General features: G+C 66.4%; 17 protein-coding genes. 9 read left to right on the forward strand and 8 right to left on the reverse strand.

Annotated features, from left to right (window positions below; all coding sequences use genetic code 11):
* Positions 1-192 precede the first annotated feature (192 nt).
* Together HMPREF3121_RS06350 and HMPREF3121_RS06355 are read left to right on the forward strand one after the other, a co-directional pair.
* Positions 193-2,016 carry a hypothetical protein gene (locus HMPREF3121_RS06350; RefSeq protein ID WP_141743008.1) on the forward strand — a complete coding sequence of 608 codons (1,824 nt, stop codon included), beginning with the start codon at positions 193-195 and terminating at the stop codon, positions 2,014-2,016.
* A 143-nt stretch (positions 2,017-2,159) separates the two neighbouring features.
* Complete coding sequence (locus HMPREF3121_RS06355) at positions 2,160-3,773, forward strand: cation:proton antiporter family protein (protein WP_070521132.1); 1,614 nt, start codon at positions 2,160-2,162, stop codon at positions 3,771-3,773.
* A gap of 250 nt (positions 3,774-4,023) precedes the next feature.
* On the opposite strand, the gene HMPREF3121_RS06360 is transcribed toward HMPREF3121_RS06355, so the two are convergent.
* From HMPREF3121_RS06360 to HMPREF3121_RS06380, 5 genes are all read right to left on the reverse strand, one after another.
* Entirely contained in the window at positions 4,024-5,718 is a 1,695-nt protein-coding gene (locus tag HMPREF3121_RS06360; protein WP_083291364.1) for an NAD(P)-binding protein, read from the reverse strand.
* Entirely contained in the window at positions 5,715-6,809 is a 1,095-nt protein-coding gene (locus tag HMPREF3121_RS06365) for a thiamine pyrophosphate-dependent enzyme (RefSeq protein ID WP_070521135.1), read from the reverse strand. Before HMPREF3121_RS06365 ends, HMPREF3121_RS06360 begins: the two co-directional genes overlap by 4 nt.
* A 117-nt stretch (positions 6,810-6,926) precedes the next feature.
* Positions 6,927-8,195, reverse strand: coding sequence for a thiamine pyrophosphate-binding protein (locus HMPREF3121_RS06370; protein WP_070521137.1), 1,269 nt, complete (start codon positions 8,193-8,195; stop codon positions 6,927-6,929).
* A complete protein-coding gene (locus HMPREF3121_RS06375) occupies positions 8,188-8,778 on the reverse strand; it encodes a 2-oxoacid:acceptor oxidoreductase family protein (protein ID WP_070521140.1) in 591 nt (196 codons plus the stop codon). Before HMPREF3121_RS06375 ends, HMPREF3121_RS06370 begins: the two co-directional genes overlap by 8 nt.
* A 172-nt stretch (positions 8,779-8,950) precedes the next feature.
* On the reverse strand, positions 8,951-9,718 hold the full coding sequence (locus tag HMPREF3121_RS06380) for a hypothetical protein (protein ID WP_070521143.1): 768 nt from the start codon (positions 9,716-9,718) through the stop codon (positions 8,951-8,953).
* A gap of 49 nt (positions 9,719-9,767) precedes the next feature.
* On the opposite strand from HMPREF3121_RS06380, the gene HMPREF3121_RS06385 reads away from it, so the two are divergent.
* Both HMPREF3121_RS06385 and HMPREF3121_RS06390 read left to right on the forward strand, forming a co-directional pair.
* On the forward strand, positions 9,768-11,555 hold the full coding sequence (locus HMPREF3121_RS06385; RefSeq protein ID WP_070521146.1) for a hypothetical protein: 1,788 nt from the start codon (positions 9,768-9,770) through the stop codon (positions 11,553-11,555).
* Between the two features lie 111 nt (positions 11,556-11,666).
* A complete protein-coding gene (locus HMPREF3121_RS06390; RefSeq protein WP_070521148.1) occupies positions 11,667-12,437 on the forward strand; it encodes a hypothetical protein in 771 nt (256 codons plus the stop codon).
* 19 nt (positions 12,438-12,456) lie between these two features.
* Here HMPREF3121_RS06390 and HMPREF3121_RS06395 read toward each other — a convergent pair whose 3' ends face one another.
* The 3 genes from HMPREF3121_RS06395 to HMPREF3121_RS06405 form a co-directional block, all read right to left on the reverse strand.
* Entirely contained in the window at positions 12,457-12,972 is a 516-nt protein-coding gene (locus HMPREF3121_RS06395) for a hypothetical protein (RefSeq protein ID WP_070521151.1), read from the reverse strand.
* A gap of 57 nt (positions 12,973-13,029) precedes the next feature.
* Positions 13,030-14,328, reverse strand: a complete 1,299-nt coding sequence (locus HMPREF3121_RS06400) for an MFS transporter (protein WP_083291366.1) — start codon at positions 14,326-14,328, stop codon at positions 13,030-13,032.
* Between the two features lie 118 nt (positions 14,329-14,446).
* Positions 14,447-15,592 (reverse strand): RNase H family protein, encoded by a 1,146-nt coding sequence (locus HMPREF3121_RS06405; protein ID WP_168161377.1) that lies wholly within the window; start codon positions 15,590-15,592, stop codon positions 14,447-14,449.
* A gap of 360 nt (positions 15,593-15,952) precedes the next feature.
* On the opposite strand from HMPREF3121_RS06405, the gene HMPREF3121_RS06410 reads away from it, so the two are divergent.
* The 5 genes from HMPREF3121_RS06410 to HMPREF3121_RS06430 all read left to right on the forward strand — a co-directional run bounded on the left by HMPREF3121_RS06410 (position 15,953) and on the right by HMPREF3121_RS06430 (position 24,180).
* Positions 15,953-16,660: a DUF4352 domain-containing protein gene (locus tag HMPREF3121_RS06410; RefSeq protein ID WP_083291370.1), complete on the forward strand. Its 708-nt coding sequence runs from the start codon at positions 15,953-15,955 to the stop codon at positions 16,658-16,660.
* A gap of 186 nt (positions 16,661-16,846) precedes the next feature.
* Positions 16,847-17,809: a GIY-YIG nuclease family protein gene (locus HMPREF3121_RS06415; RefSeq protein WP_070521158.1), complete on the forward strand. Its 963-nt coding sequence runs from the start codon at positions 16,847-16,849 to the stop codon at positions 17,807-17,809.
* Between the two features lie 177 nt (positions 17,810-17,986).
* Positions 17,987-19,954 (forward strand): type I restriction-modification system subunit M, encoded by a 1,968-nt coding sequence (locus HMPREF3121_RS06420; RefSeq protein WP_070521160.1) that lies wholly within the window; start codon positions 17,987-17,989, stop codon positions 19,952-19,954.
* The gene (locus tag HMPREF3121_RS12610) at positions 19,954-21,066 is read left to right on the forward strand and encodes a restriction endonuclease subunit S (protein ID WP_070521162.1); all 1,113 of its coding nucleotides are present in this window, start codon (positions 19,954-19,956) and stop codon (positions 21,064-21,066) included. The genes HMPREF3121_RS06420 and HMPREF3121_RS12610 overlap by 1 nt, the downstream gene beginning before the upstream one ends.
* 3 nt (positions 21,067-21,069) lie before the next feature.
* A complete protein-coding gene (locus HMPREF3121_RS06430; RefSeq protein ID WP_070521164.1) occupies positions 21,070-24,180 on the forward strand; it encodes a type I restriction endonuclease subunit R in 3,111 nt (1,036 codons plus the stop codon).
* Positions 24,181-24,313 lie beyond the last annotated feature (133 nt).

The raw sequence follows: 24,313 nt of genomic DNA on the forward strand, positions 1-24,313 counted from the left end.
AAACTTATCCGCAGGACCCTGAATCCTGAAGAAGGATGCCGATTCGGGTTGGTTTTCGCCTGCTGCGGGTGCACCCGACCGCCCTCGAACGCCCGTTTTTCGCGGGGATCGCCGATCCGCGGCTTCCGTTATTCTTTTCGCCGCGGCCGACCACCGGCCGACGACCGACGAACGACCGAGGGGATGCGACGCATGGCCGAGCAGTATCGCGCTCAATGGAACCACTCCGACGAGGACGTGACGCGGCGCGTGGCCGCCGCCGCCGCCGACTGGATCCGCGGCAAGTACGGGCAGGAGCTTCCCGCCGACGGTGAGCCCTACACGCGGGAGTTCATGGCCCCCGGTCACGGTGCCGATGCGAAGGGCACGGAGTGTTTCACCATGCTCGACGTCACCGCCCCGGTCGCGCGTGACGACGACGGCGGTGACGACGACGCAAGCGGTGAGGGCGGGTCCGACGGCGGGGACGGTGCCGACGGATCCGGCGATGGTTCAGCCGGTCGCACGGTCGCCTTCCGCCTGACCGAAACGAAACCGGATGGCGCGTTCTGGTCGACGGAGATCATCGCCACGGCCCACCCCGACGGGGGCCCCGCCGACTACTACTGTTCGGTGTCCACCGAGCAGACCCAGTCAGCCGTGCCCATCAGCATCGCCGCACCCCGCGTGGCCACGGCGCTGCTCGAGAAGTCCACGTCGGCGAATTGGCCGCTCGACCCGACCTCGATGCGCGTCGACGACGCCATCGCCGGCGTGTACGCCGACGCCCTGGCCAGTCGCGACCGGTCGATTCCGTTCATCGTTCTGCGCCCGGCCGACGAATCCGACGAGGAGCACCGGGAGGTCACGGCCACCGCCGACGCCATCGCGCGACGCCTGGCCGGGCTGTGCGCGGTCCAGGTCATCGGCGCCGACGTGGAGGCGGGGCTGTCGGAGCGCTTCACTCCGGGCGGTTACTTCGTTCCGGCGGGCCACGTACGCATCTTCCACCCCTCCACCAACGGCGGCGACCTGGCCACCCGCACCAACCCCATGCGGCGACTGCGGTCGTCGAAGGTGCTCATGGAGTGGGTGACCATGCAGGTCGCGCCACGCAGCGTCGTTCGGCAACCGCCCGCGGCCATCGCCCGCTACCTGCGGTCGGATCGCGCATTGCGCACCGTCGGCGGTAGCGCGGGCGGCGACGCGGCGGAAACCATCGCCGCCCTGGAAAAGGCGAACAAGCGCCTGGCCGGCACCATCAGCGATTTGGAACGCGACAACGGCGCCCTCTTCGACGCGCTTAGCGAAACCTCCCTGGAGTACGGGGTGTTGGACGAGGAATTCACGGCGCTCGACGCCGACGCCGCCCGTCGCAAAGCCCTGGTGCAGTCCCTGGAATCGGCGCTGAGCTTCGCGCTGTCTGCCGACCCCACGCTCGAACGCGACCTGCGCGGCAAAGGACTGTGGCCCTGGCCGGACGGCGACGAAGCAATCGACGACGACGTGGCCACCATCGTCGAAGCCATGAGCCAGGACGCCAACAGCACGTCGGCCGACTGCTTCGAACATGCCCGCGAGCTGCTCGGCCGATGGCTGTCCATCCCCGACGACGCCGCCCAACAACTCGAGGCCCTCGACGCCAGCCCCAACGCGTCGGTGTGGGCCGCGAAGGCATGGCGGGCGTTCGTCGCCCTGGCCGCCTACGCGGAAGCCAAGGCCGCCGACGCCGAATCGAAGGTCGCCGGATTCTGGGAATGGTGCGACTCCGGGGCCCCGCTGCACTGGCCCGCGACGAAGAAGACCCTGGCCATGAAGGAATCCGAAGGCACCATGAACAACCGCCGCTTCGCCGCCACGCGCACGTTCCCCACCGAAGAAGGCGGCACGCAGGTCATGGAGGCCCACATCAAAATCGCCGAGGGCGGCGGCAACAACATCCCGCGCCTGTACTTCGCCTACGACGACGACCTGGGCAAGGTCCGCGTCGGGTTCTTCGGGCCGCACCGCCTCGTGCCGAATCCGTCGGCAAGCTAACCGGCGACGGCCGCCGCGGTCGCAGAACAACGGGCGGCTAACCGTGCTGCTGCGGCCTCACCCCCGAAAGACGCACCCCCGAAAGGACCGTCGGCGCAGGGGCGTGGGTATGCCGTGGCCCACTGACGGTAGCTTCATTGAACATGGAGTCGATCTACCTCACGGCGTTGCTCTTCGCCATCGTCGGCGGCCTGGGCGCGACGATCCTGCGTCTGCCGCCGCTCATCGGATTCCTCGGCGCGGGCTTCGCCATCAACGCCGTCGGCATCGACCAGATCCCGTTCATCAACGTGCTCGCGGAGCTGGGCGTGACGGTGCTGCTGTTCACGATCGGCCTGAAGCTCAATCCGCGGGACATGGTGCAGCCGCGGGTGGTCGGCACGGCGGCGGGCCACGCGGTGACGAACACGGTGGTCTTCGCCGGGGTGTTCGCCCTGCTGGGGCTGCTTCCGGTGGCGTCGCTGGCCGGGCTGGATTTCACCGGGCTGGTGTACGTGGGCATCGCGGCGTCGTTCTCGTCGACGGTGTTCGTGATGTCGCAGCTCGACGACGCCAACCGCGGCCAGTCGACGATCGGCCGCATCGCGTTGGGCGTGCTGGTGCTGCAGGACATCATCGCGGTGGGTGTTCTGGTGTTCTCCACCGGTTCGGTGCCGGCCCCGTGGGCGCTGGCGCTTCCGCTGCTGCTTCTGCTGCGTCCGCTGGTCACCCGCATGCCGGACCGGATGTTCCGCGCGGAGCTGCTGGTGCTCACCGGCGTCGGCATCGCGGTGGCGGCGTACTCGCTGTTCGAGCTGGCGAACGTGTCGGGTTCGCTGGGGTCGCTGGTGGCGGGCATCATGCTGTCGGGCCACCCGGTTGCAGACCGCCTGTCCGAGGCCCTGATTTCGGTGCGCGAGCTGCTGCTGGTGGCGTTTTTCGTCGAGATCGGACTGGGCGGCCTGCCGGGCGTGGGCGGTTTCCTCATCGCCGGCGTGCTCACGGTGCTGCTGGTGGTGAAGGCCGCGATTTTCGTGGCGCTGCTGCGCCGCATGGGGCTGTCCGACCGCACGAGCATTCTGACGGGCATGACGCTGGCGAATTATTCGGAGTTCGGTCTCATCGTCGTCGGGGTGGGCGTGGCCAACGGGGCGTTGGCGGCGTCGTGGACGCCGATCATGGCCATCGCGGTGGTGCTGAGCTTCGTGGCCAGCTCCGCCGCGGCGGCAAACGAGGACCGCATCGTGCCGTTGGTCAAGCGGTGGGTGCCGCCGACGCCGGAATCGCGTCTGATTCCCGATGAGCGTCCCGTGCGCGTGCGCCACGCCGACGTCCTGGTGTTGGGCATGGGGCGCGTCGGCGAGGGCGTGTACCGCAGGCTTTCCGACGCCTACGGCAAGCGCGTTTACGGCATCGAATTCGACGAAGGTCGGATCGAGGAGCTGCGTCGCCGCGGTGACAAGATCATCGCCGGGGACGTCACGGACCCCGAGTTGTGGCGCCGCATCGAGCTCGACTGCACCCCGGAACTGTTCGTTCTGGCGTTGCCGAATCACCGAGACAGCCTGGAGATGGCCGCCGCCATCCGCGAGCGGCATCCCGACGCGGTGATCGCGGGTACGGCGTTGGTTCGCGAGCACTGTGATCTGCTTGTCGACGGCGGCGCGGATGTGGCCGTCTACCTCTACGAGGGGGCGGGCGAGGAATTGGCCGATCAGGCGATGTCGAAGGTGCTCGCCGCGGCGGCCGGTGGAGGTGCGCGGGAGGCGCAGGCCTAGGTGTTGTGTCCCGGCAGGTCGACGCTCGCCCGCTCTCCCCTGCCCCACCTAAACCACGGGGTCACCTACCCCACCTAAACCACGGGGGCCAAACCACGGGGTCGCTCGATTTTCGGCCCTAAACCACGGGGTCACCACCGACCCCGTGGTTTGGACCCCGTGGTTTGGAAAATGAGGGGCGCGATCGCCCGTCTAGATCACCCCAGGCACCGTCAAATCGGCTGGGGCCCCATCCGATCTCCTCGCCCGTCTAGATCTCCTCGGGCACCATCGAGATGGCGCCGCACGGACATTCCTCCGCGCAGACGCCGCAGCCCTTGCAGTAGTCGTACTTGAACTCGTAGCGGCCGGGCTCGAATTTGATCACGGCGTTGTCGGGGCACACGCCGAAGCAGTTGTCGCAGCCGAAGCAGTTGCCGCAGCTCATGCAGCGGCGGGCTTCGAACAGGGCGGAGTCTTCGTCGAGGCCTTGGACGACTTCGTCGAACGTCGAGGCGCGGCGGGCGCCTTCCAGCTTCGCGCGCACCTGGTGAGGGGCGTCGGAGTAGTACCAGGTTTCCATGCGGTCGAGGGTGGCGTCGCCGTGTTTGGCGGGCGGCCGGTGGTCGGTGCCGCTCAACCAGGCGTCGATGTGGCGGGCGGCCTTTTTGCCGTGGCCGATGGCGACGGTGACGTTTTTTTCGCTGGGCACCATGTCGCCGCCGGCGAAGACTCCGGGGCGGCCGGTCATCATGTGGTCGTCGACGGCGACGACGCCGCGTTCGACGACGATGCCGTCGACGCCGTCGAACAGGGTCAGGTCGGATTCCTGGCCGAGCGCCATGATCACCGAGTCGGCGGCGAGTTGTTCGTATTCGCCGGTGGGCTGGGGGAAGCCGTCGTCGTCGAGGACCATTTTCTCGATGGTGATGGCGCCTTCGTCGACGTGGCCGACGGTGGACAGCCATCGCATGGTGATGCCCTCCTCCTCGGCTTCCATGACTTCGGATTCGTGGGCGGGCATTTGGCCGCGGGTGCGGCGGTAGACGATGACGGATTCTTCGGCGCCGAGGCGGCGGGCGGTGCGTGCGGCGTCGATGGCGGTGTTGCCGCCTCCGTAGACCACGACGCGGCGGCCCAGCAGCGGGGTTTGTCGCTTTTCGACGTCGCGCAACACGTCGACGGCGTCGAGTACGTGGGCGGCTTCGCCGGCGGGGACTCCGATGTTGCGGGCCAAGCCGGCGCCGACGGCGGTGAACACCGCGTCGAATTCTTCCAGCGCGGCGTCGAGGTCGTCGACGCGCACGCCCTGTTCGAAGGTGACGCCGAGGTCGCGGATGCGGTTGATTTCGGCGTCGAGGATGTTCCTGGGCAGGCGGTACGACGGGATGCCGTAGCGCATCATGCCGCCGGGTTCGTCGCCGAGGTCGCGGACGGTGACGGCGTGGCCGCCCAGCGCCAGGTGGTAGGCGGCGGACAGGCCGGACGGCCCGGAGCCGATGACGAGGACCTTCTTGCCGGACGGTGCGACGGCGACCGTCGGCGCCCAGCCTTCTTCGATGGCCTTGTCACCCAGGAAGCGTTCGATGGCGTTGATGCCCACGGCTTCGTCGACTTCGGCGCGGTTGCAGGCGGTTTGGCAGGAGTGGTAGCAGACTCGGCCCATCACCGCTGGCAGCGGGTTGTTGCGCATGATTTCGCGCCAGGCGTCTTCGTAGCGGCCGTCTTCGGCATGCGACAGCCACAGTTGGATGTTCTCGCCGGCCGGGCAGGCCTTGTTGCACGGCGGGAGCAGGTCGACGTAGACGGGTCGCTCGGTGCGCCACGAGCCGGTTTCGTTGGCCAGCGACGATCCCACCGGCAGCGACACTGCGAACGGCAGCGTCGTTTTGGTCGAACCGCCCCGGTCTCCGGCCTTTCCGCCGGACGCGTTGGTCGACTGGCCGTCGGTTGGTTGGTCGGTCATCGTTGCTCGGTTCCTTCCGTGTCGTCGGCCATGAGGTCGACGGTGGCGTCGTCGACCAGGTCGTAGCGGCGGATGTTGCGGTCGGCGCCGGCTTGCAGGCGTTCGATGACGCCCGCATCGGCGCCCGGCTTGAACAGGTGGGCGAAGCGGCGCTGGAGTTTGAGGTATTCGGTCACCGGTACGCGGCGGCGGATTTTGGACACCGACGTCACTTCGCCGTATTCGGCTTCGAACACCGGGAAGATGCCGGACTGGGTGGCCAGTCGGGCGAGCTTGATGGTGTGATTCGACGCCGAGCCCCAGCCGAGCGGGCAGGGCACGAGCACGTGGATGTAGCGGGCGCCGCGGAATTCCATGGCGCGGGCGACCTTGTATTCGAGGTCGCGCAGGTCGGCGACGGTGGCGGTGGCGACGTAGGGGATTTCGTGGGCCATGGCGATGCGCGGCAGGAATTTGCCCTGGCCGAACGTGTTGCCCGGCGCGGCGCCGACGGGTTGGGTGGTGGCGGTGCGGGCGGCCGGGGGCGTGGCGCCGGAGCGTTGCACGCCGGTGTTCATGTAGGCTTCGTTGTCGTAGCATATGTAGAGCACGTCGTCGTTGCGCTCGAACATGCCGGACAGGGGGCCGAAGCCGATGTCGACGGTACCGCCGTCGCCGCCTTGGGCGACGACGCGGACGTCGTCGCGGCCCTTGGCCTTCAGCGCGGCCTGGATGCCGGTGGCCACTGCGGGCGCGTTGCCGAACAGGGAGTGGATCCACGGCAGGTTCCAGGAGGTCTCCGGGTAGGGGGTGGAGAACACTTCGAGGCAGCCGGTGGCGTTGGCGGCGATGATCTTGTTGTTTGCGGCGGCCATGGCCGCGTCGAGGGCGTAGCGGGCGCCGAGTGCTTCGCCGCAGCCCTGGCAGGCGCGGTGGCCGGAGGTCAGGGAGTTGAAGCGGTCGGCGTCGGATTGCACGGAGCGCAGGTCGTCGTCGACGAGCCGGTTGCCCACGGCGAACGAGCCGACCTGGTAGAACTTCGCGGCGTCGCGGGCGGGGATGTCGGTGCCGCGGTACCTGGGGGCGGGCAGCAGCACGGTGGGGCTGTCCATTCGTGCTCCCCCGTCGTCGGCGCCGCGGGGTCGTGCTCCCCCGAGTCGTGCGTCCCCGGATCGCGGGGCCCCGGGGCGCGTGTCTTGGGGTCGGCCGGCGGTGGTGTCGTCCATGGGTCAGGCCTCCTCGGCAAAGTGCCCGGTGCGGGCGCGTTCGGCGTGGTCGCGCAGCAGGTTTTCGGGGATCGCGCCCGAGCGCCGCGTCAGGGTTTCGCGTCGCAATTCGCGGTCGACGAGTTCGCGGTCGAGGTCGAGGAACGTGGTGTCTTCGACGTCGTCGACGACGGCCTTGTCCAGGTAGGCGTGCAGCGATGCCTTGGTGATGTCACGTCCGCCCAGGCCGGCGATGAGTTCGTGGCAGATGAACCGTCGGCCGCGCATGGCGGCTCGGCAGTGGGAGGAGACGATGCCGCCGATGCCGACGGAGAACGCCTTTTCCAGCACGATGAAGCGCGTGGCTCCCGACAGGGCTTCGCGGACGGCGGCGGAGGGGAAGGGCCGGAAGCTGACCAGGGACAGCACGCCGATTTTCTCCCCTGCTTCACGACGCTCGTCGACGACGTCGCGCAGCGTTCCGGTGACTGAGCCCAAACAGACGATGACGGTCTCGGCGTCGTCGGTGCGGTACTCGTGGAGCAGGCCGCCGGAGTCGCGGCCGAAGACGTCGGCGAATTCCTTTTGGACGCGCGGGATGACGTCGAGGGCTTCGAGCTGCTTGTGGTGGGCGAGGTAGCGGACTTCGGTGAACGCCTCGGGGCCGACCATCGCGCCGATGGAGATGGGATGGTCGGGGTCGAGGATCTGACGGGGGCTGTAGTCGGGCAGGAACGCGGCTACGTCGTCGCGTTCGGGCACGTCGACCTGCTCCATGGCGTGGGTGAGCACGAAACCGTCCATGCACACCATGACGGGCAGGGAGAGTTCTTCGGCGATCTTGAAGGCCTGGACGTGCAGGTCGGCGGCCTCCTGGTTGTCGATGGCGTAGAGCTGCAGCCAGCCGGAGTCGCGTTGGCTCATCGAGTCGGTCTGGTCGTTCCAGATGTTGATGGGCGAGCCGATGGCGCGGTTGGCCACGGTCATGACGATCGGCAGTCCCAGGCCCGAGGCGTTGTAGACGGCCTCGACCATGAACAGCAGACCCTGGGAGGCGGTTGCGGTGTAGGCGCGGGCGCCGGCGGCGGAGGCGCCGATCGACGCCGACATCGCGGAGAATTCGCTTTCGACGTTGACGTATTCGCAGCCGGGCAGGTCACCCGATTTCACCAGCGCCGACAGCGCCTCGACGATGTGGGTCTGCGGCGAGATGGGGTACGCGCAGATCACCTCCGGCCGGCACGCGGCGACGGCTTTGGCCACCGCCTGACTGCCCTCGATCTGCTCAAGCATTCTGCTTCTCCTTCGCGGCGCGCTTCTTGTCCATGACGACGTCGTAGGCGGCCCGGGCTGCGGCGACGTTCTTCTCCCCCACCGGCCCGGGGAAACGCTGGACGATGACCTCCGCCACCGAGTCCATGCGGATCAGGCCGGTCAGCGCGGCCATTCCGCCGAGCAGCACGGCGTTGGGCACGGTGCGCCCGGTGTGTTCGCGGGCGATGTCGGTGGCCGGCAGCGTCATGAAGTGCCCCGGCGGCTGTTGTTCCTGCAGCGACGTCAGGCCGAGTTCGGCGGTGCGCTTGGTGGAGTTGATGAGCACGTACCCGTCGGTGGTCAACCCGGCGAAGGGGTCGAGCACCGTCAGCAACGTGGGGTCCTGGACGATGACCAGGTCCGGGTGCAGCACCGGTTCGCGGGTGCGGATCTGCCGGTCGCTGATGCGGCAGTACGCCACCACCGGCGCCCCCGTGCGCTCCGATCCGAAGGAGGGGAACGCCTGCGCGTGGCGCCCCTCCGAAAATGCCGCCTTGGCGATGAGGTCGGACGCGGTGACGACGCCCTGTCCGCCCCTTCCGTGGATTCGCACCTCGACCATGGTTTCCACAGTAATCACCGGTGGCACGGCCCGCCTCCCGGCCGACTCGTCCCAGGGCATGGAACGCGTCACTCCCCTGCGCCCGACGGCGCCCCTACGTCCGACGACCGCCCCGACGCCCGACGATCACCGGCTTCCGTCGCCCCCCACGGGAGCAGCGTAACCGACGGAGTCAGTCTCCGAGGCGCCAGAAATTCGTGGTCGCGGTGAGCACCACCCGGCCGTCGATGACGCTGCCGGGCTCCGGCGCCGGATCCGTCGCGGCGGGCAGCGCCACGACCATCGGCACCGCGGAGTCGACGATGGCCCGGTAATACGGGTTGCCCGTCAATTCGTTGGTCACCGTCTCCACGTCGCGGCAGATTCCGCGGAACAGGGCCGACGAGTTGGCTTCGTCGGCCGTCGCCGAACCGTCGTACAGCGCGAACAACCACGGACAGATCAGGAATCGCGGACCGTTCAGCGGATCGGCGTCGTCCCGGCCCGCCGTGGCCGACCAGTCGTCGATCGAGGCGAAGACGTTGACGTCGACGGCGATCGCCCCCAGATGCAGCTGCTCGACATGCGCCGGTTCACCGACCTCCCGCAGCGGGTACACGGGGTACATGTGCGGGTCGTCGACCATCGCCAGGAGGCGGAGCGCCAGTTGGTCGGCGTCGTCAAGCACGTCCACGTGCGCCATGCCCGGCGCCACCTGAAAAACGTCGGCGGCCACCGTGGCGTGGTCGGCGCCCGGAACCGACGCGGTCAGCGAAAAGTCGGACCGACCGTCGCCGAGGCCGAAATTCGCCACCGTGAATCCCGAGGGATCCGGGTACGCCAGCAGCGGATCATGGTCGGGGTGGTTGCGCAGGAATCGCGTGGGGGCGTTTTCCAGCGCGTCGTCGGTCTCCGCGGGCGTCGCCGCAAAGCCGACGGCCTCAAACAGGCGTTCGTCCATGGCTTTCCTCCCGGGAACGGTGATCCGCCCATGCTGCCACGATGGGACCATGACGTCGAACCCCGGAAACCATGGCAGCGTCGATTTTTCCTCGCAACCCGTCCGCCACCTGCAAACGCTGGTCGATTGGATCGGCCTGCCGCGGTTGCGGCGCGGCGCGGATCTCGCCGACCAGGTGACGTTCGGTCCCCCGGGGCCGGGAATGTACGAGGCGGAGGTCGCGGGGCACCGGGTGTCCTACGACGGGATGATGTTCCCGGGCGCGGCGCGGTGCGATTGCGGAGCGACCATCTACTCCCCGTACTGCGAGCATCTGTGCGCGGTGGCGCTGGTGGTGTTCGGCCGGGGTGCGCTGCCGGAGGAGGCGGCGGCGGGATTTCCCGGGGTCGTGCGCGGTTACCCGGACGACTCCCGCTACGGCGACGGTTCGGCCAACGCCTGGCTGTGCGCCCACGGCGAGGACGTGGAGCTGGATCCGTGGCTCGACGGCGAGGAGTTCCCGTGGCCGGCGGCGTCGATGTCCGACGCGCAATGCCGCGATGTCGCCGCCGCCTCGCTTGCGGAGCTGCGGGCGACGGGCCCGGGCGCCGATGCGCTCCGGGAGTCCGTTGCTTCGGTGTGCGCCGCCGCTGATCGAATCGGTGACGCCGGGCGTCCGGACATGGCGGTGCGGCTGCTGCAGGACGCGGTGCCGCCGGCCCGCGACGCGGTGCGTCGGTTGCTTGACGACGCCCCCGTCCCGGCCGAACCGGACCCTTTCGGCGGTGATTGGGAGCGGGCGGAGATCAGCAGGTTGGGGGATCCCCTGCTCGATCGCATCGTCGCCGCATGTCCCCCGCGAAACGGTGCGATGCTCGCGTGGATCGAGGACGTCATCGATGGTGAGGCCGACGATGAGGAAACGATCCTGATGCGGCACATCCGGGTGCTTCTCGACGACGACCAGTTGGCGGAATTGCTCGACTGGTTGACCGCGCGGCGTGGCGTCGGCGGAAACCTCAAGGAGTGGGGGCGTCGTTTGTCGCTCGCCGGTTTCCTCGGCGACGAGGTCGGCTATGCGCGGATCATTTCGGAGGCGCCGGACGGCGCCCAGGCGGCCGTGATGGTCTACTACCGCGGCCGACCGCCGACGGCGGCGTCGGTGGCGACGACGGCCCGGTTTCTGGATCGGGGCCTGGTGTCCCTCGACCGGGATGACCGGCAGGCGATCGATGCCGGATCCGTCGTCGAATGGCTGGCCGGTGCGGACCGCGACGATGCCCGGGACCTGGTGCGGCGCATCGCCGTGGAGTGTTTCGACGTCGATGTGCTCTGGCGGTCTATGGAGGTGTTCTCGGAGGCTTTCGGCCACGGCGATGCGGCTCGGGCGCATGCGTTCGAATTGGCGGGGTTGCGGTCGGACGGAACGTCGGTCGACTCGGCTCCGAAAGACCAGCTGGCGGCGGCGGTCATCGAATCCCATTTCCGCGAACCGGATCCGACGGTGGAGCTGATCGATTTCGACGCGGCCGTCGAGGTGGAATCCCGCACGACCCTCGACGCGGCCGAGCACTTTCTCGACCGGTTCCCGTCGACGGCCGCGACGGCGGCGATGGCCGCCTGTTACCGGGCGCAGCAGGCGTGGAGATCCCCTCCGAACACGCCGGGCGTCGACTACTTTCCCGCCGATATCGTGGCGTGCATCGAGATGGTCGCCCGCGCCGAAGAGGCCCGGGGAACTCCGCGGAGGTTCTGGGGATTTCTCATGGCGTTGCACGACAAACACCCGATCGGAGGTTTCCACCGATCCCGTCTGGCGCTGAGGGGCCTGTGGCCGGGACAGTCCGAGCCCTGGTAGCACGCGGCGCCGCCGGAAGGATTCGACTAAGTTCGGCGCACGAGCACGCCACTGCAGCACGCCACGGCGGAGCGCCTCTGCGGTACGCCATGGCCGATCGGAGGAACCGCCATGACCGACGAACGCAGTTTGTGGGAGCAGGCCACCGAGTCGAGCTACTTCGCCGCCCGCAAGGAAGAGCGACCCGATCCCCCGCCCGAGCCACTACCCGAGACCCTGCCCGAGCCGCGCCCGGGCGAGCCGACGTGGCGGCCGGGGGCGGCCGCTCCCGCTCCAGCTCCCCGGGCCGTCCCCGATTTCCTCGACCTGAACGAGCTGGCCTTCGATCAGATTTCGCGCAGGGAGATGGACGTCTTCGACGCGGACGGGCAGCTGGTGGCCCGCATCCGCCGGGCCCGGCACCGTGAGGAACGCGCGTTTCTCTCTCCGCGGGTGCTGGTCGTGGAGGACGAGGCCGGCCGGGAATTCCTGCACATCCGCGACCTGCGGGGCATGGGCGGCGCGAGCTTCGACGCCTTCCTGCCCGGCGAGGAGGAGCGGTTGGTCTACATCGTCGGAATGTGGAAGCTGTTCCGGATGGGCCTTTCCATCCAATTGCACGCGGAGGGCGTCGAACCGGCCGGCTTGCTCGCCGACGGGGACCGGAGTTGCCGGTTCGTCGAGATCTTCCCCGACGTCGGTCAGCCGGACAAGGGAGGCGACCCGGTCCCGCCGGTGGCGTCGTTGAGCCGGGAACGCATGGGCTTCTTCAACAGCCTCAGTTCCCTCTACCGCTTTCGCCTGCGCATGGATTCCCGGTTGAGCCGCGAGGTGCGGCTGGCGATGGTCGCGGCGGCGTACGTCGTCGGGGCGGTGAGCTTCGAGGAAAACTCACGCACGTGACTGCCCCGCCATTTCGCCGCTAGGCAACCTCGGCGTCGGGGATGAGCTCGGTGAACTCGGCGACGTTGTCGTCGGGGACCCAGATGTAGACCCCGGCTTGGCCGTTGTCGATGTATAGGAGGGTGCGGCCGGGGATGGTGCCGAAGTCTTCGAGAACGCGGTCGAAAACCTCGATGTTCAGCCAGTCGCTTTCCTGCGTGAACTCGATTCGCACGTCGCGGCCGTCGAGGCGGTAGGTCAGCCACGAGGTGCCGCCGTCGAAATCGACGTGCGAGGCGACGTCGGTGACGCGGTCCTCTTTGCCCGTGGCGCGGGCCCATTCGTGGACCCATTCGCTGTAGGCGTCGTCGGCTTCGATCATTTCGGCGTCATAGGCGAGCACGTGCGAAAACGCCGGGCCACCGTTGTAATGCTCCGCCGTGAGGATGGAGCGTGCCCGGTCCTCCCCCGCGCGGATGGCGGCGGGGTTCCGCAGTTCCAGGCCGAGTCGTTGCAGTGTCGCGATGATTTCCTGCTGAATAGTGTCCTGCGTCATATCCGGAATCGTACCGGCGGACACCACGGCCGCCACTCGTTGTGTTCGGGCGAGGGATCAGGGTCGGCCGGACGCGGGGCGGCCCCTGGCGGCGAGTTCGTCGTCGATGGTGGTGGTCGCGGCGGCGCGTACGCCGATGACGCCCATGAGCACCGCACTGGCGACGAGCGCGATGAGAATCTCCCGCCACTGCCCCGTCGCGCCGTAGGCCGCCCCGACCAGGATGGGCCCCGCCCCGGCCATCAGATACCCGTAGGGCTGGACGAATCCGGACAGTTTCGCCGTGATCACGTGCGAGCGGCTGCGCGCCGGGATGAGGGCGATCGCCGTGGGGAAGCAAAATCCGCCGACACCGAGGAGGAAGGCCCATAGGAGGGGCAGGTGGGCGTCGTCAAGCAACAATCCCAAGTACCCGCCTGCGGTGGCGACGGCGAACACGACGACGAACGGGGTCAGGCTGCGCGCGCGGGCGATGAGCGACGGCATGACCAGCCCGCCGATGACGTTGAGGCCGCCGACCAGCGCCAACGCGATCGTGCCGGTCGCCGCGGAGGCGCCGTTGTCGCGGTAGATCTGCGGCAGCCAGCCCATCTGGACGTAGGCGTTCATCGACTGCAGGCCGAAGAACACCAGCAGGAACAGCGCCGTCGGCGAGCGCCACATGGACACCTCGAGGGCCGGGTCGCGGTCGGCGGTGGCCTGGCCGGGGCGGGGTGCGTCGTTGCCGAGCTTTACGACGACCACCGCCCACACCACGACCTGCACCGCCGCCGGCACCGCCCACACGGCCAGCGCCCACTGCCATGCGTGGTCGCCGGAGAATGCCAGCGCGCTCAAGGGGCCGAGGGCGCCGGACAGGCCGAGCAGGGCGCCGTAGGCCGTCATCAAGGCCACGACGTGCCGGCCGCCGTGTCGTTTGATCCACGCCGGCAGCAGGACGTTGGCCACCGCGATGCCCGCGACGACGAAGCCGGTGAGCACGATGAACACCGACATCGCGCCCACCCAGGGCCGCGCCGCCAGTCCCGTGAACGTCAGCGCGGCGCCCAGCGCGATGGTTCGCGTCAGGCCCAGCCGCATTGCCACGGGCACCGCCCCCAGGCCCATCAGCGCGAACAGGAATCCGGGCATCGCCGTGATCAGCCCCGCCTGCGACGCACCGGCCCCGAATGCGGCGAGGGTTTCCTCCAGCACCGGGCCCACCGACGAAATGCCGGCGCGCAAGTTGACCGCCACCGCGATGACGGCGGCGAACAGCAGCGGGGTCGACAGCAGGGCTGCCGTGACGGGGCTCTTCGGGGTGGGGCGCGCCGAGTCGGAGCGCTTGGGGGTGGGGCGCTTGGATGTGGAGGCCATCCGACCATTAGGCGCCCGGGTTCGGGGTCACGTCAACTCGGGGCGGCATGCGACGGGCCGGGCCGGGCAGGTCCACGTCACAGGTTTACGTCGATGTCTTTGTCGGGAAGTCGGCGGCTCAGGCGGCCGCCGCCGGGGCGCCCGCCGAGTCGTCGGCAAAGCCATCGGCGATGATTCGCACCTCACGGTCGGCGATGACCTCGGCGGTGAGGCGGCAGTCGGTGCATCGGCGGCGGTGGACGGCGAGCCGGTCGGCGAGTTCGTTGAGCGGATCACCCGCATGGCCGCGCACCCACTTCAGCTGGATGCCGTGGTCGCGGATGTGGGCGCGCGTCTGATTCAGCTGCGCCAGTCGCTTGCCGGTGGCCCACTGCGGCAGCCACTTACCAGTCAGAGCGCCGAGAGCCTTCCGCGAGTCGGAGAGGATGACAACCTTTCGGCCCGGCTCGCGGGAGACGACGTCGTCGATGGCGGACTTGATGGCGAGGAATTCGGCTTCCGCGACCGCGCCGACGTCGACCATGCGGGTGGCGTAGCGGCCCTCGGTGGTGACCCAGGCGATGCCGGCGGCTCCCCTGCGGCCGCGGGAAGCGTCGGTGGCGATGCGCAGAGGTTCCCGGTTGCGTGCTTCTTCGGCTTCGAAGCGGCCGACGCGCTCCTTTTCGTCCTCCAGCTGCCCGTCGACGAAGCGATAGACGCTGCGGCGGGCCCCATCCACCACCCCGAGGTTCCCGGAGAACCGTTCCAGCCCGAAGGGCAGCGTGCCGACCGCCGCGGCCACCGTCACGTCAGGGATATCCACCACGACGCGGCCATGCACCGCCTGGATCGCCGTCAAGTGACCGGCCAATTCCACGGCGATGCGCGACCTCGCGTCGATGGCCCGTCGGCTCAGCGCCGTGTTCCTGGCGTTGGCGAGTTTCTGCCGTTCCTCCGGCGTCACCCATGCCGCCGGCTGGGCCGGGTGTTCGTGGCGGTCGCACTCGATCCGGGTCAGCACCCAATCCTGCAGTCCCGGATGGCTGATGCGGAGCTCGCCGCGCACGAGGGCGGCAGTGGCGGTCGTTGCTGAGGCCACGTGGATCGTGGCGAGCACGGCTTCGGCGCCAGACTCCGTGGTCGGACGAGGCATCGCCGTGACATCGGTATCCCTGAGGGGAACCAGCTGGGGGTTGATGCGCCGGCGCATCATGGCGGGAGACGGCTCCCGCAATGCCGTGGTGGAGCGAGCGGACTGCGAAACCGGGGCAATTGACGTGGTCATGGGGATCTCCTTTCGTTGATGCCCGCACCGTATCCGGGCGCCCGGAAAACCCGGCCGGGCCACATCGAACGGGTTATCGACGCACGTATCGGCGGCGATGGGTAGGGTGTTCGCTCTATAGAATTCGGAGCCGTTCCACGAAGCGCCGAATGCTCCACCCGAAATGCTGCGCGTTTGCGCAACGGTGTTCGACCCCGCGAGCAACACATCCACAGGCCTATCTATCATTCTGATTTGGCCGCAAAGACAGGCAGCCAATCGGCGCCCGTACTGCATCGGCCGTAGCTTCGCTCCCTCGATCTGGAAGGGATGCGTTCCTTGCGACGTCCATGACGATCGCCTGAGCCAGAAAGTCCGCGCATGTCCTCTCCCTTTAACGCAGGCCCGTCCCCATACGGCAATGCTCACCTGATTCCCGTAAACAAGCCCCGCAGCAAAACCCCGTTGATCCTCGGCATCATCCTCGCCGTCGTTGGCGTTGTCGTCGCTTTTACACTCGGGTTCTTCACCGGCGCCTCGTCGGTTACCGCAACGACGGGCAGCGATGCCGCCGGTGAAGCCGAAACGGCATCGATCTTCGATGTGGAGGAAGATCCGGATTCGCGGTCCATGGGTTCCGTAGATGTCGCCGGCGGCAAGGGGGATGCCGTTGACTCCGATGGAATCCGCTTGACCGTCACGAATGTCGAGGAAGGCCCGTCGATCGACTACCTGGAAGACGGGGTGAAGGCGGAGTTCGCCGCTACCGAAACGCTCGATGCCATTGAGGGCGGCAAGCTGGTCACGGTGACCACGGAGGTCGAGAACACCGGCACCGAAGCGTGGGATCTCACCTGTGGGTTCTCGATCCAGTCGGAACTCGTCGATGACCAGGGGCGCCACTTCCAACCGATCGACAGCCTGTATCGGATCCCCGGCAATCCTGATTGCAGTGAGCAAACGAACCCGGGATTCACCAAGACGATGAAGTGGGCATTCGAGGTTCCCGAGACCGCCAAGGGTTTCAAGCTCGGGTTCGCCGACCCGACGATCAACTACGACAAGCTGACGTACGTGGAGCTTGACTGATTTCCCAGTCCCCCATGACTGCGAACGAGGCCAGCACCCGCTTTACGCAGGTGCCGGGTTTCGGCCTTCTCAGATAACACCAGCTCAAGTAGCATGCTTCACGAACTCCTCCGCTCGTGGCCGCCGGACATGCCATAGGCTCGAAACCGTTTGCAATGCCCGCACGACAGCAGCAATGGAGACCTAATGACCGGCAAGCAAGTGCGCCTCTTCCTCGTCGATGGAACCGTCGGGGGCTTGATGACGGCGGAGATCCTCAATTGGACCGGGCACATGCTCCGGGGCCGCCGAAGCGAACTGGGCGAAATCAAACGCCGGGAAGAAGCCAAGCGGACTGGCGTCTACATCCTCTTCGGGACCGACGAAGAAGACCAGCCTGCGGCATACATCGGCGAGGGGGACTTCGTCGCAAACCGCCTCGACCAACACAACATCCACAAGGACTTCTGGAAGGACGTCGTCATCATCACGTCCAAGGACATGAACCTGACCAAAGCCCATGTCCGTTATCTGGAATCGGAACTGATCAGGCTTGCCCAGAACATCGGACGGTTCAAGCTGCTCAATGGCAATGCTCCGACTGGTGGAGCGGCTTTGCCCGAAGCCGATGAATCCGACATGAAATACTTCATCAGCCAGATCCAGATCCTGATGCCCGTTCTCGGCTTCGACATTTTCCGTGGCCGCCCGAAAGCGGCAGCCACAAAGCCCGACTCGGCGTCCACAGCCGTAAAGTCGGCCACCCCCACGGTTGAGGTGGAATCCACCGAGGTTACCGCGTCTCCGGACAGTCCCGTGTTCCATATGACGACACGTGACGGTTGCGACGCGAAGGCTCAGCTCATCGACGGTGAGTTCACCATGCTTGAGGGTTCAATCATCAACGGGATGATGAAAGACAACCCAGCTATGGCGGATACAACTCGAAAGCAGTTCAATGCACGGCAACCGCTTCATGCGAAGGTCGTCGCCATCAGTACTCCTGGTCCTCGCCCGCATCTGGTTACGCTCCAGAAAGATTTCGTGTTCACGTCCGCGTCAGCTGCCGCTGCCGTGGTGTACGGCCGAGCCAGCGCCAACGGCCGAACCACGTGGCAGACCGCATCGAGGGAAACCTTCGGTGACTGGGAGCGGCGCCAATCCGAGTGAAGAGGACGCCCGTATGCGCTCCCCTCCCACCCACGCCACGCCCTAACGGCCATGCGCCAATGACGACGCCCGCACGTCGCCCCGAACACGGTCCGACCGCTGGATAGGCTTAAGTAAGAACGGTGCGACAATCGACCTTCGATCGCACAACCGCATGCCAACAGCAAGGAGAATCACGTGGCCCCGTCCCAGGAGCAGATCGACCACGCTCGCAAAACTACGTATGCGGCGGTGTGGGACACGGCAGACAAGTATCTGCGGTCGGTGGTTGAGCCGGAGGAATACGGCGATTACATCATCCCGTTCGTCGTGCTGCGCCGGCTCGAGTGCATCCTGGCCGATTCGAAGGCCGAGGTGCTGGAGTTCATCGACGCCAACATCAAGGGCGGCACGGTCGACGTTGCCCCGGCCATCATGGATCTGCGCATCCGCACGTCATTCGGCCTGCGCTTCTACAACACGTCCCCACTTGACCTGGGCACGATCGGCGGCACGGATGATTCGGTGGCGGAGTCGCTGAAGGCGTATGTTGCGGCGTTTTCCTCCTCGATCGCCGATATTTGGGATTCGTTCAAGTTCAACGACAAGGTCGCCACGCTCGCCCGCGCGGGCCGTCTCTACGGGGTCGTCAATCATTTCGCGAACATCGACTTGCACCCGGACCGGATGCCGGACACGGCGATGGGTGATTTGTTCGAGGACGTCATGTACCGGGCGTTCAACACGAAGGGCAAGGGCGCGGGTGCGTTCTATACCCCGCGTGATGCCATCGAGCTGATGGTCAGCATTTTGTTGTCGTCGGACGATGAAGGCCTGCAGGGGGCGGCCCCGTCTCGCACGATCTACGATCCTGCGGCGGGCACTGGCGGCATGCTCCTGGTTGCGCGCCGCGCGTTGGAGGAGCTGAACTCGAACATGCAGGTGTCGCTGCATGGCCAGGAGTTGATGGATTTCTCCTACGGCATCGGCAAGGCCGACTTGCTCATTCAGGGCGGCAATCCGGATTCCATCCGGCACGGGAACACGTTGACCGACGACAGGTACGCGGGCCAAACATTCGACTATGTCCTGACCAACCCGCCGTACGGCTCCGACTGGTCGGCCGACTACGAGTCGGTCGTCGAGGAGGCCGCGGTCGAGGGTTCGCGGTTCTCCCATGGCCTGCCGGCGAAGTCGGATGGGCAGATGCTGTTTCTGTCGCATGTGGCCCATAAGCTCACGCCGGCCCACGGGGAAACGGGTGGTGGTCGCGCCGGCGTGGTCATGAATGGGTCCCCGTTGTTCACGGGTGCGCCTGGGTCCGGGCCGGATTCGATTCGTCGGTGGTTGCTTGACGACGACCTCGTCGACGCCATCATCGCCCTGCCCACGGACATGTTCTATGGCACGAACATCGCCACGTACATCTGGATTCTCGACACGAACAAGGAGCCGCGGCGCCGCGGCAAGATTCAGCTCATCGATGCCACCGACATGTGGGAGCCGATGCGCAAGGGCATGGGCTTCAAGCGTCGTGAACTGTCGCCGGACAATCGCCGCGACATCACTCGCGCCTATGACGCCTTCGAGGATTCGGACATCTCCCGCATCCTCACCGCCGACGACCTGGGTTTTCGTGATGTGCCGGTTTACCGCCAGCGCCGCCTGGCTGTGCAGGTCACCGATGCCGCAGTTGAATCCGCACTGTCCCATAAGGCGGCGAAGCCGGAGCATGAAGCAGTTATCCGTGCCGTGAATGGCACCGAGTACAACGACCTGCCGAACACCCTCAAGTTCGAGGCGACGAAAGCCAAGCTCAAGATGCCTGTGGGGCTCATCGACGCGATCATGGCGGCCGTGGGCGTCGATGATCCGGACGCCCCACCGTCGGTCGACCGCAAGGGCAACCCGGTGTTCGTCCCCGGCTCTGACATGGTCGAACGCATCCCGCTGACCGAGGACGTCGACGAGCACATGTCCCGCGAAGTGCTGCCGTTTGCCCCGGAGGCGATTTGGGACCGTGCCAAAGAGAAGATCGGCTACGAGATCCCCTTCACCCGCATCTTCTACGTGCCCGAACCCGTCCGGTCACTGGAGGAAATCGACGCCGACGTCGCGAAAGTCATGGACGAACTGGCGGCGATGTTCAAGGAGGTGCGGGAGTGATGACCGTCAAACTTGGATATCTGGTCCGCTTCCGAAATGGACAGGACGCAAAGAACGTCGAAGACCCGAATGGCGAGTATCCGATAATCGGTTCCGGCGGCGCGTTTTCTCGTGCCAACGAATTCCTTCACGATGGCGAGTCACTCCTCTTCGGAAGGAAGGGCACCATCGACCGACCACTCCATGTCAACGGTAAGTTCTGGACGGTTGACACCATGTACTACACAGAAATTGGACCGGAAGCATCAGGACGCTACCTCTATTACTGGGCAACGACCATTCCTTTTGACAAGATTTCGACGCAAACAGCACTGCCCAGCATGACCTCGTTCAAGTTGTCTCAGCTCGAGGTTCCACTTCCAGACCTCCCTACTCAGCACCGCATCGCCGACTACCTGGACCGCGAGACCGCGCAGATTGACGCGATGGCCGAAGCGCTCGATGGGCTCGTGGCGCGGCTTGAGGAGCGGCGACGGGGGCTGTTCAAAACTGCCACGGGAGACACGAGGCAGGCTTCACTTGCAGTTATTTCGAGAATCACTCTCGGAAAAATGCTCGACGGAAACAAGAACAAGGGAATACCGACGCCGTATATACGCGCCGCAAACGTAGAGAGGACGGGAAAAATCGACACAGACGACCTGAAGCTAATGAAGGTCACTCCCGCGGAAAACGCAACGTATAGCCTGCGCGCCGACGACATCATAATGGTAGAGGGTGGCGACGCCGGTCGCGTCGGTTACGTTAATCAAGATCTTCCGGGGATCGCATTTCAGAAGACAGTGATGCGCATTAGATGCCACACTAAATATTCATTTCCGAGATATGCCTATTACGCTCTCGATGACGCACATAAATCAGGTCGTATAAGTCTGGACTACAGCCTCTCGACGATCCCCCATTTCCCTGCCGAAAAAGCGGCAAGGTTGGAGATTCCCCTCCCTCCCCTCGACGAGCAGCGCCGCATCGCCGACCACCTCGACGCGGAGACCGCGAAGATTGACGCGATGATCGCCAAGGCCGGCGAACTCCGTGCCCTACTCGATGAGCGCCGCAGCGCACTCATTACCGCCACCGTCACCGGACAGCACCCCGTTCCCGAGGAGCCCTAAACCATGACCACCGCCGCCGCCAAGACCTTGGAAGAGGGTTTCGAGGACGCCATCTGCCGCCAGCTCGCCGAACGCGGGTGGCTCTATGACCGCGAAGCCGGTTCCACCGGGTTCGACCCGCAATTGGCCCTGCACACCGCCGACGCCCTCTGGTGGCTGCGGACCCGCTACCCCGACGAGTACGTCAAGGCGGTGCCCGATCATTTGCCGGCCTCCGAACGTCGACTGGCTGAAGATTCGCTTATCCAGGGGCTGGTCCGCTCACTGAACCGCAAGCCCACCGCCGACCGGACCAAGGGCGGCTCCCGCGGCGGACTCATGGGCACCCTGCGCAACGGGTTTTCACACAAGTCGATGAACGTGGGCACCTCGGCGACGTTCGACGGAATGGTGTCGTTTCCGCCGGCCAACCCGATGGTCGACACCGTCGCAAAGCACGCGGAACTCAACCGGCTTCGTGTGATCCGGCAGGTACGGTTCGACACCAAGTCGAACGAGACCATCGACATTGTGCTGCTGGTCAACGGCGTGCCCGTGGTGACGATGGAGTTGAAAACCGACAACACCCAGACCATCGACGACGCCGAAACCCAATACAAGATCGACCGCGAACCGTCGCGCACGCGCCCCCTGTTGCAGCCCGGCCGGTGCCTGGTCCACTTCGCCGTCTCCAACTCCGAAGTCCGCATGACCACGAAGTTGGACGGCAAGAACACCCGCTTTCTGCCGTTCAACCAAGGCAACGACGGCCACGCCGGCAACCCGCCGTGCGCCGACGGCTCGGAAACCTCCTACCTGTGGCGCGAAGTGCTCGAACGCGAGCAGTTCCTGCGCATCCTGCAATCCTTCGCCGTATGGAAGCCCGGCTCCGGCCGCGGCAAAAAGGCCAGCCCCGGCACGCTCATCTTCCCGCGCTACCACCAGATGCGGGCCGTCGAAGCCGTCACCGCCGACATCGCCGCCAACGGCGCCGGCGGCCGCTACCTTATCCAGCATTCGGCCGGGTCCGGCAAGACCATGACCATCTCCTGGCTCGCCCACCGGCTCGTCCGCCACTACACGGGAACGGCGAAGACGTTCGACTCGGTCATCGTCATCTCCGACCGCACCGTGCTCGACCGAAACCTGCGCGAAGACATCGCCATGCTGCCGGCATCGGCCGGCCTGTTCGTCCCCGTGGGCACCACCGGCGGAGCGAAATCACCCGTGCTGGCCAAGGCGCTGGCCGAAGGCGGGCACATCATCACCTGCACCCTGCAGACCTTCCCCGAAGTCATCCGACGCATCGGCGGCGACGGCGAACTCGCCGCCCGCAAATGGTGCGTCATCGCCGACGAAGCCCACTCCTCCCAGACCGGCAGCTCCGCCGCGGCACTGCGCCGCCTGCTGGCAATGTCCGTACCCACCGGTGAAGACGACGAAGGCATCGACGCCGATGACCTGCTCGCCGCCACCGACGCCGCCGTCGCAACCGCCGCCAACATCACCTTCGTCGCCTTTACCGCAACCCCCAAGGCGAAAACCGTGCGCCTGTTCGGCACCAAGGTCGACGGTGAGAACCGCTGGGTGCCATTCGACGAATACACCATGGCCCAGGCCATCGAAGAGGGCTTCATTCTCGACGTCCTGACCAACTACTCGACCTACGACATGTTCATCCGCGTCAGGGATGCGATGGGGCGCGAAGACATGGTGGACAAGGGCGACGTCGTCAGCGAAATCGTCCGCTACGCAAAGGCCCACGAGACTTCGATTGCCCAGAAGGTCGCCGTCGTCGTCGAGCACTTCCGCGCAAACGTCGCCCACCTGCTCGGCGGGCAGGCACGCGCAATGGTGGTGACGTCATCGCGCCAGGAGGCATACCGCTGGGCAGTGGAGATGTCGAAGTACATCGAAAACAAGGGCTGGGCCGACGAATTCCAGACTCTCGTCGCGTTTTCCGGGTCGCTTTCCATCCCCGGCGTCGGCGAAGTCACCGAAGTGTCCATGAACGGCCTGTCGGATGCGGAGACCGCGTTCAAGGACAGCGACGCCGACTACCGGGTGCTCATCGTCGCCTCGAAGTTCCAGACCGGCTTCGACGAGCCGCGTCTGTGCGCCATGTACGTCGACAAGGTGCTCTCCGGCGTCGCCGCCGTGCAGACGCTGTCGCGGCTCAACCGGATCTATCCGGGCAAATCCGCGCCGATGGTCGTCGACTTCGTCAACAACCCCGCCGGCATCCTCGACTCGTTCAAGACGTATTACAAGACCGCCGAACTCGCCGGGGAGGTCGACCCCAATGCGCTGTTCGACCTCGCCGATTCTCTGGACGGCGCCGGATTCTACGACGAAGACGACCTCGACGCCGTCGCTGCTGCCTACACCGCCGACGACGACGCCATCGACCACGAAGCGTTCCGCGCGCTCATCTCCCCCATCGTCGCCGAATGGACGACCCAGCTCCGCCAGGCCCGGATCGAAGGCGACACCGACACCGTCGATGAGCTGCTGGACTTCCGCGCCGAACTGCGCACCTACGTGAAGACCTGGGAGTTCCTGTCACAGATCGTTAACTTCGGCGAACCCACCCTGCACAAGCGCGCCATCCTGGCGACGTACCTCATGCGCAACCTGCACGTCGAGGGCAAGGCCATCGTCGACATCAACGGCGTCGACGTCATCGGTGTGGCGACCACCCCAAACGAAGTCCAAATCAACCTGGGACTGGCAGATGGGCAGGGCGAGCTGGACGTGCCCACGTTCACCGGAGCGTCCGCAGGCGAGGGAACGGCGACCACTGCAGCGTTCAACGAAGCCGTCGACGAAGCCAACGACATTCTGACCCGCGCCGGCATTCATGTCTCTGACGCGGCGACTCGTGGGTTCGTCCATCGGGTGTGGGGCGCAATCGCGCCCAACGCATCGGTCGGCGCACTGGCCGCCGAGAACACACCGGAGCAGATCGCCGCAGCGCCCGGATTCACCGAGGCCATCGAAGAGGCAATCGTCACGGTTATGCAGGAGGACCGCTCAATCGAAGAATTCTTCCTGGTGAACCAGGGATCGATGGGCGCACTGCGTGCGGTGCTTGCACATCTCGCTTACGCCGCTGCAAGGGAGCAGCGTTCCTGAGCAACCCGTTAGCGTGATGGTGTCCCCCCTCACGGGGGACGGCCACCGGGCCCGGCATGGCTTATCTGCGTGAGAGTTTCCATGATCTGGGGGTGTTGCCACCGGGCACCGGGGACAACCGCTGACAGCTAAT

This window comes from Corynebacterium sp. HMSC11E11, from assembly GCF_001807025.1.
Classification (GTDB): domain Bacteria; phylum Actinomycetota; class Actinomycetes; order Mycobacteriales; family Mycobacteriaceae; genus Corynebacterium; species Corynebacterium freneyi.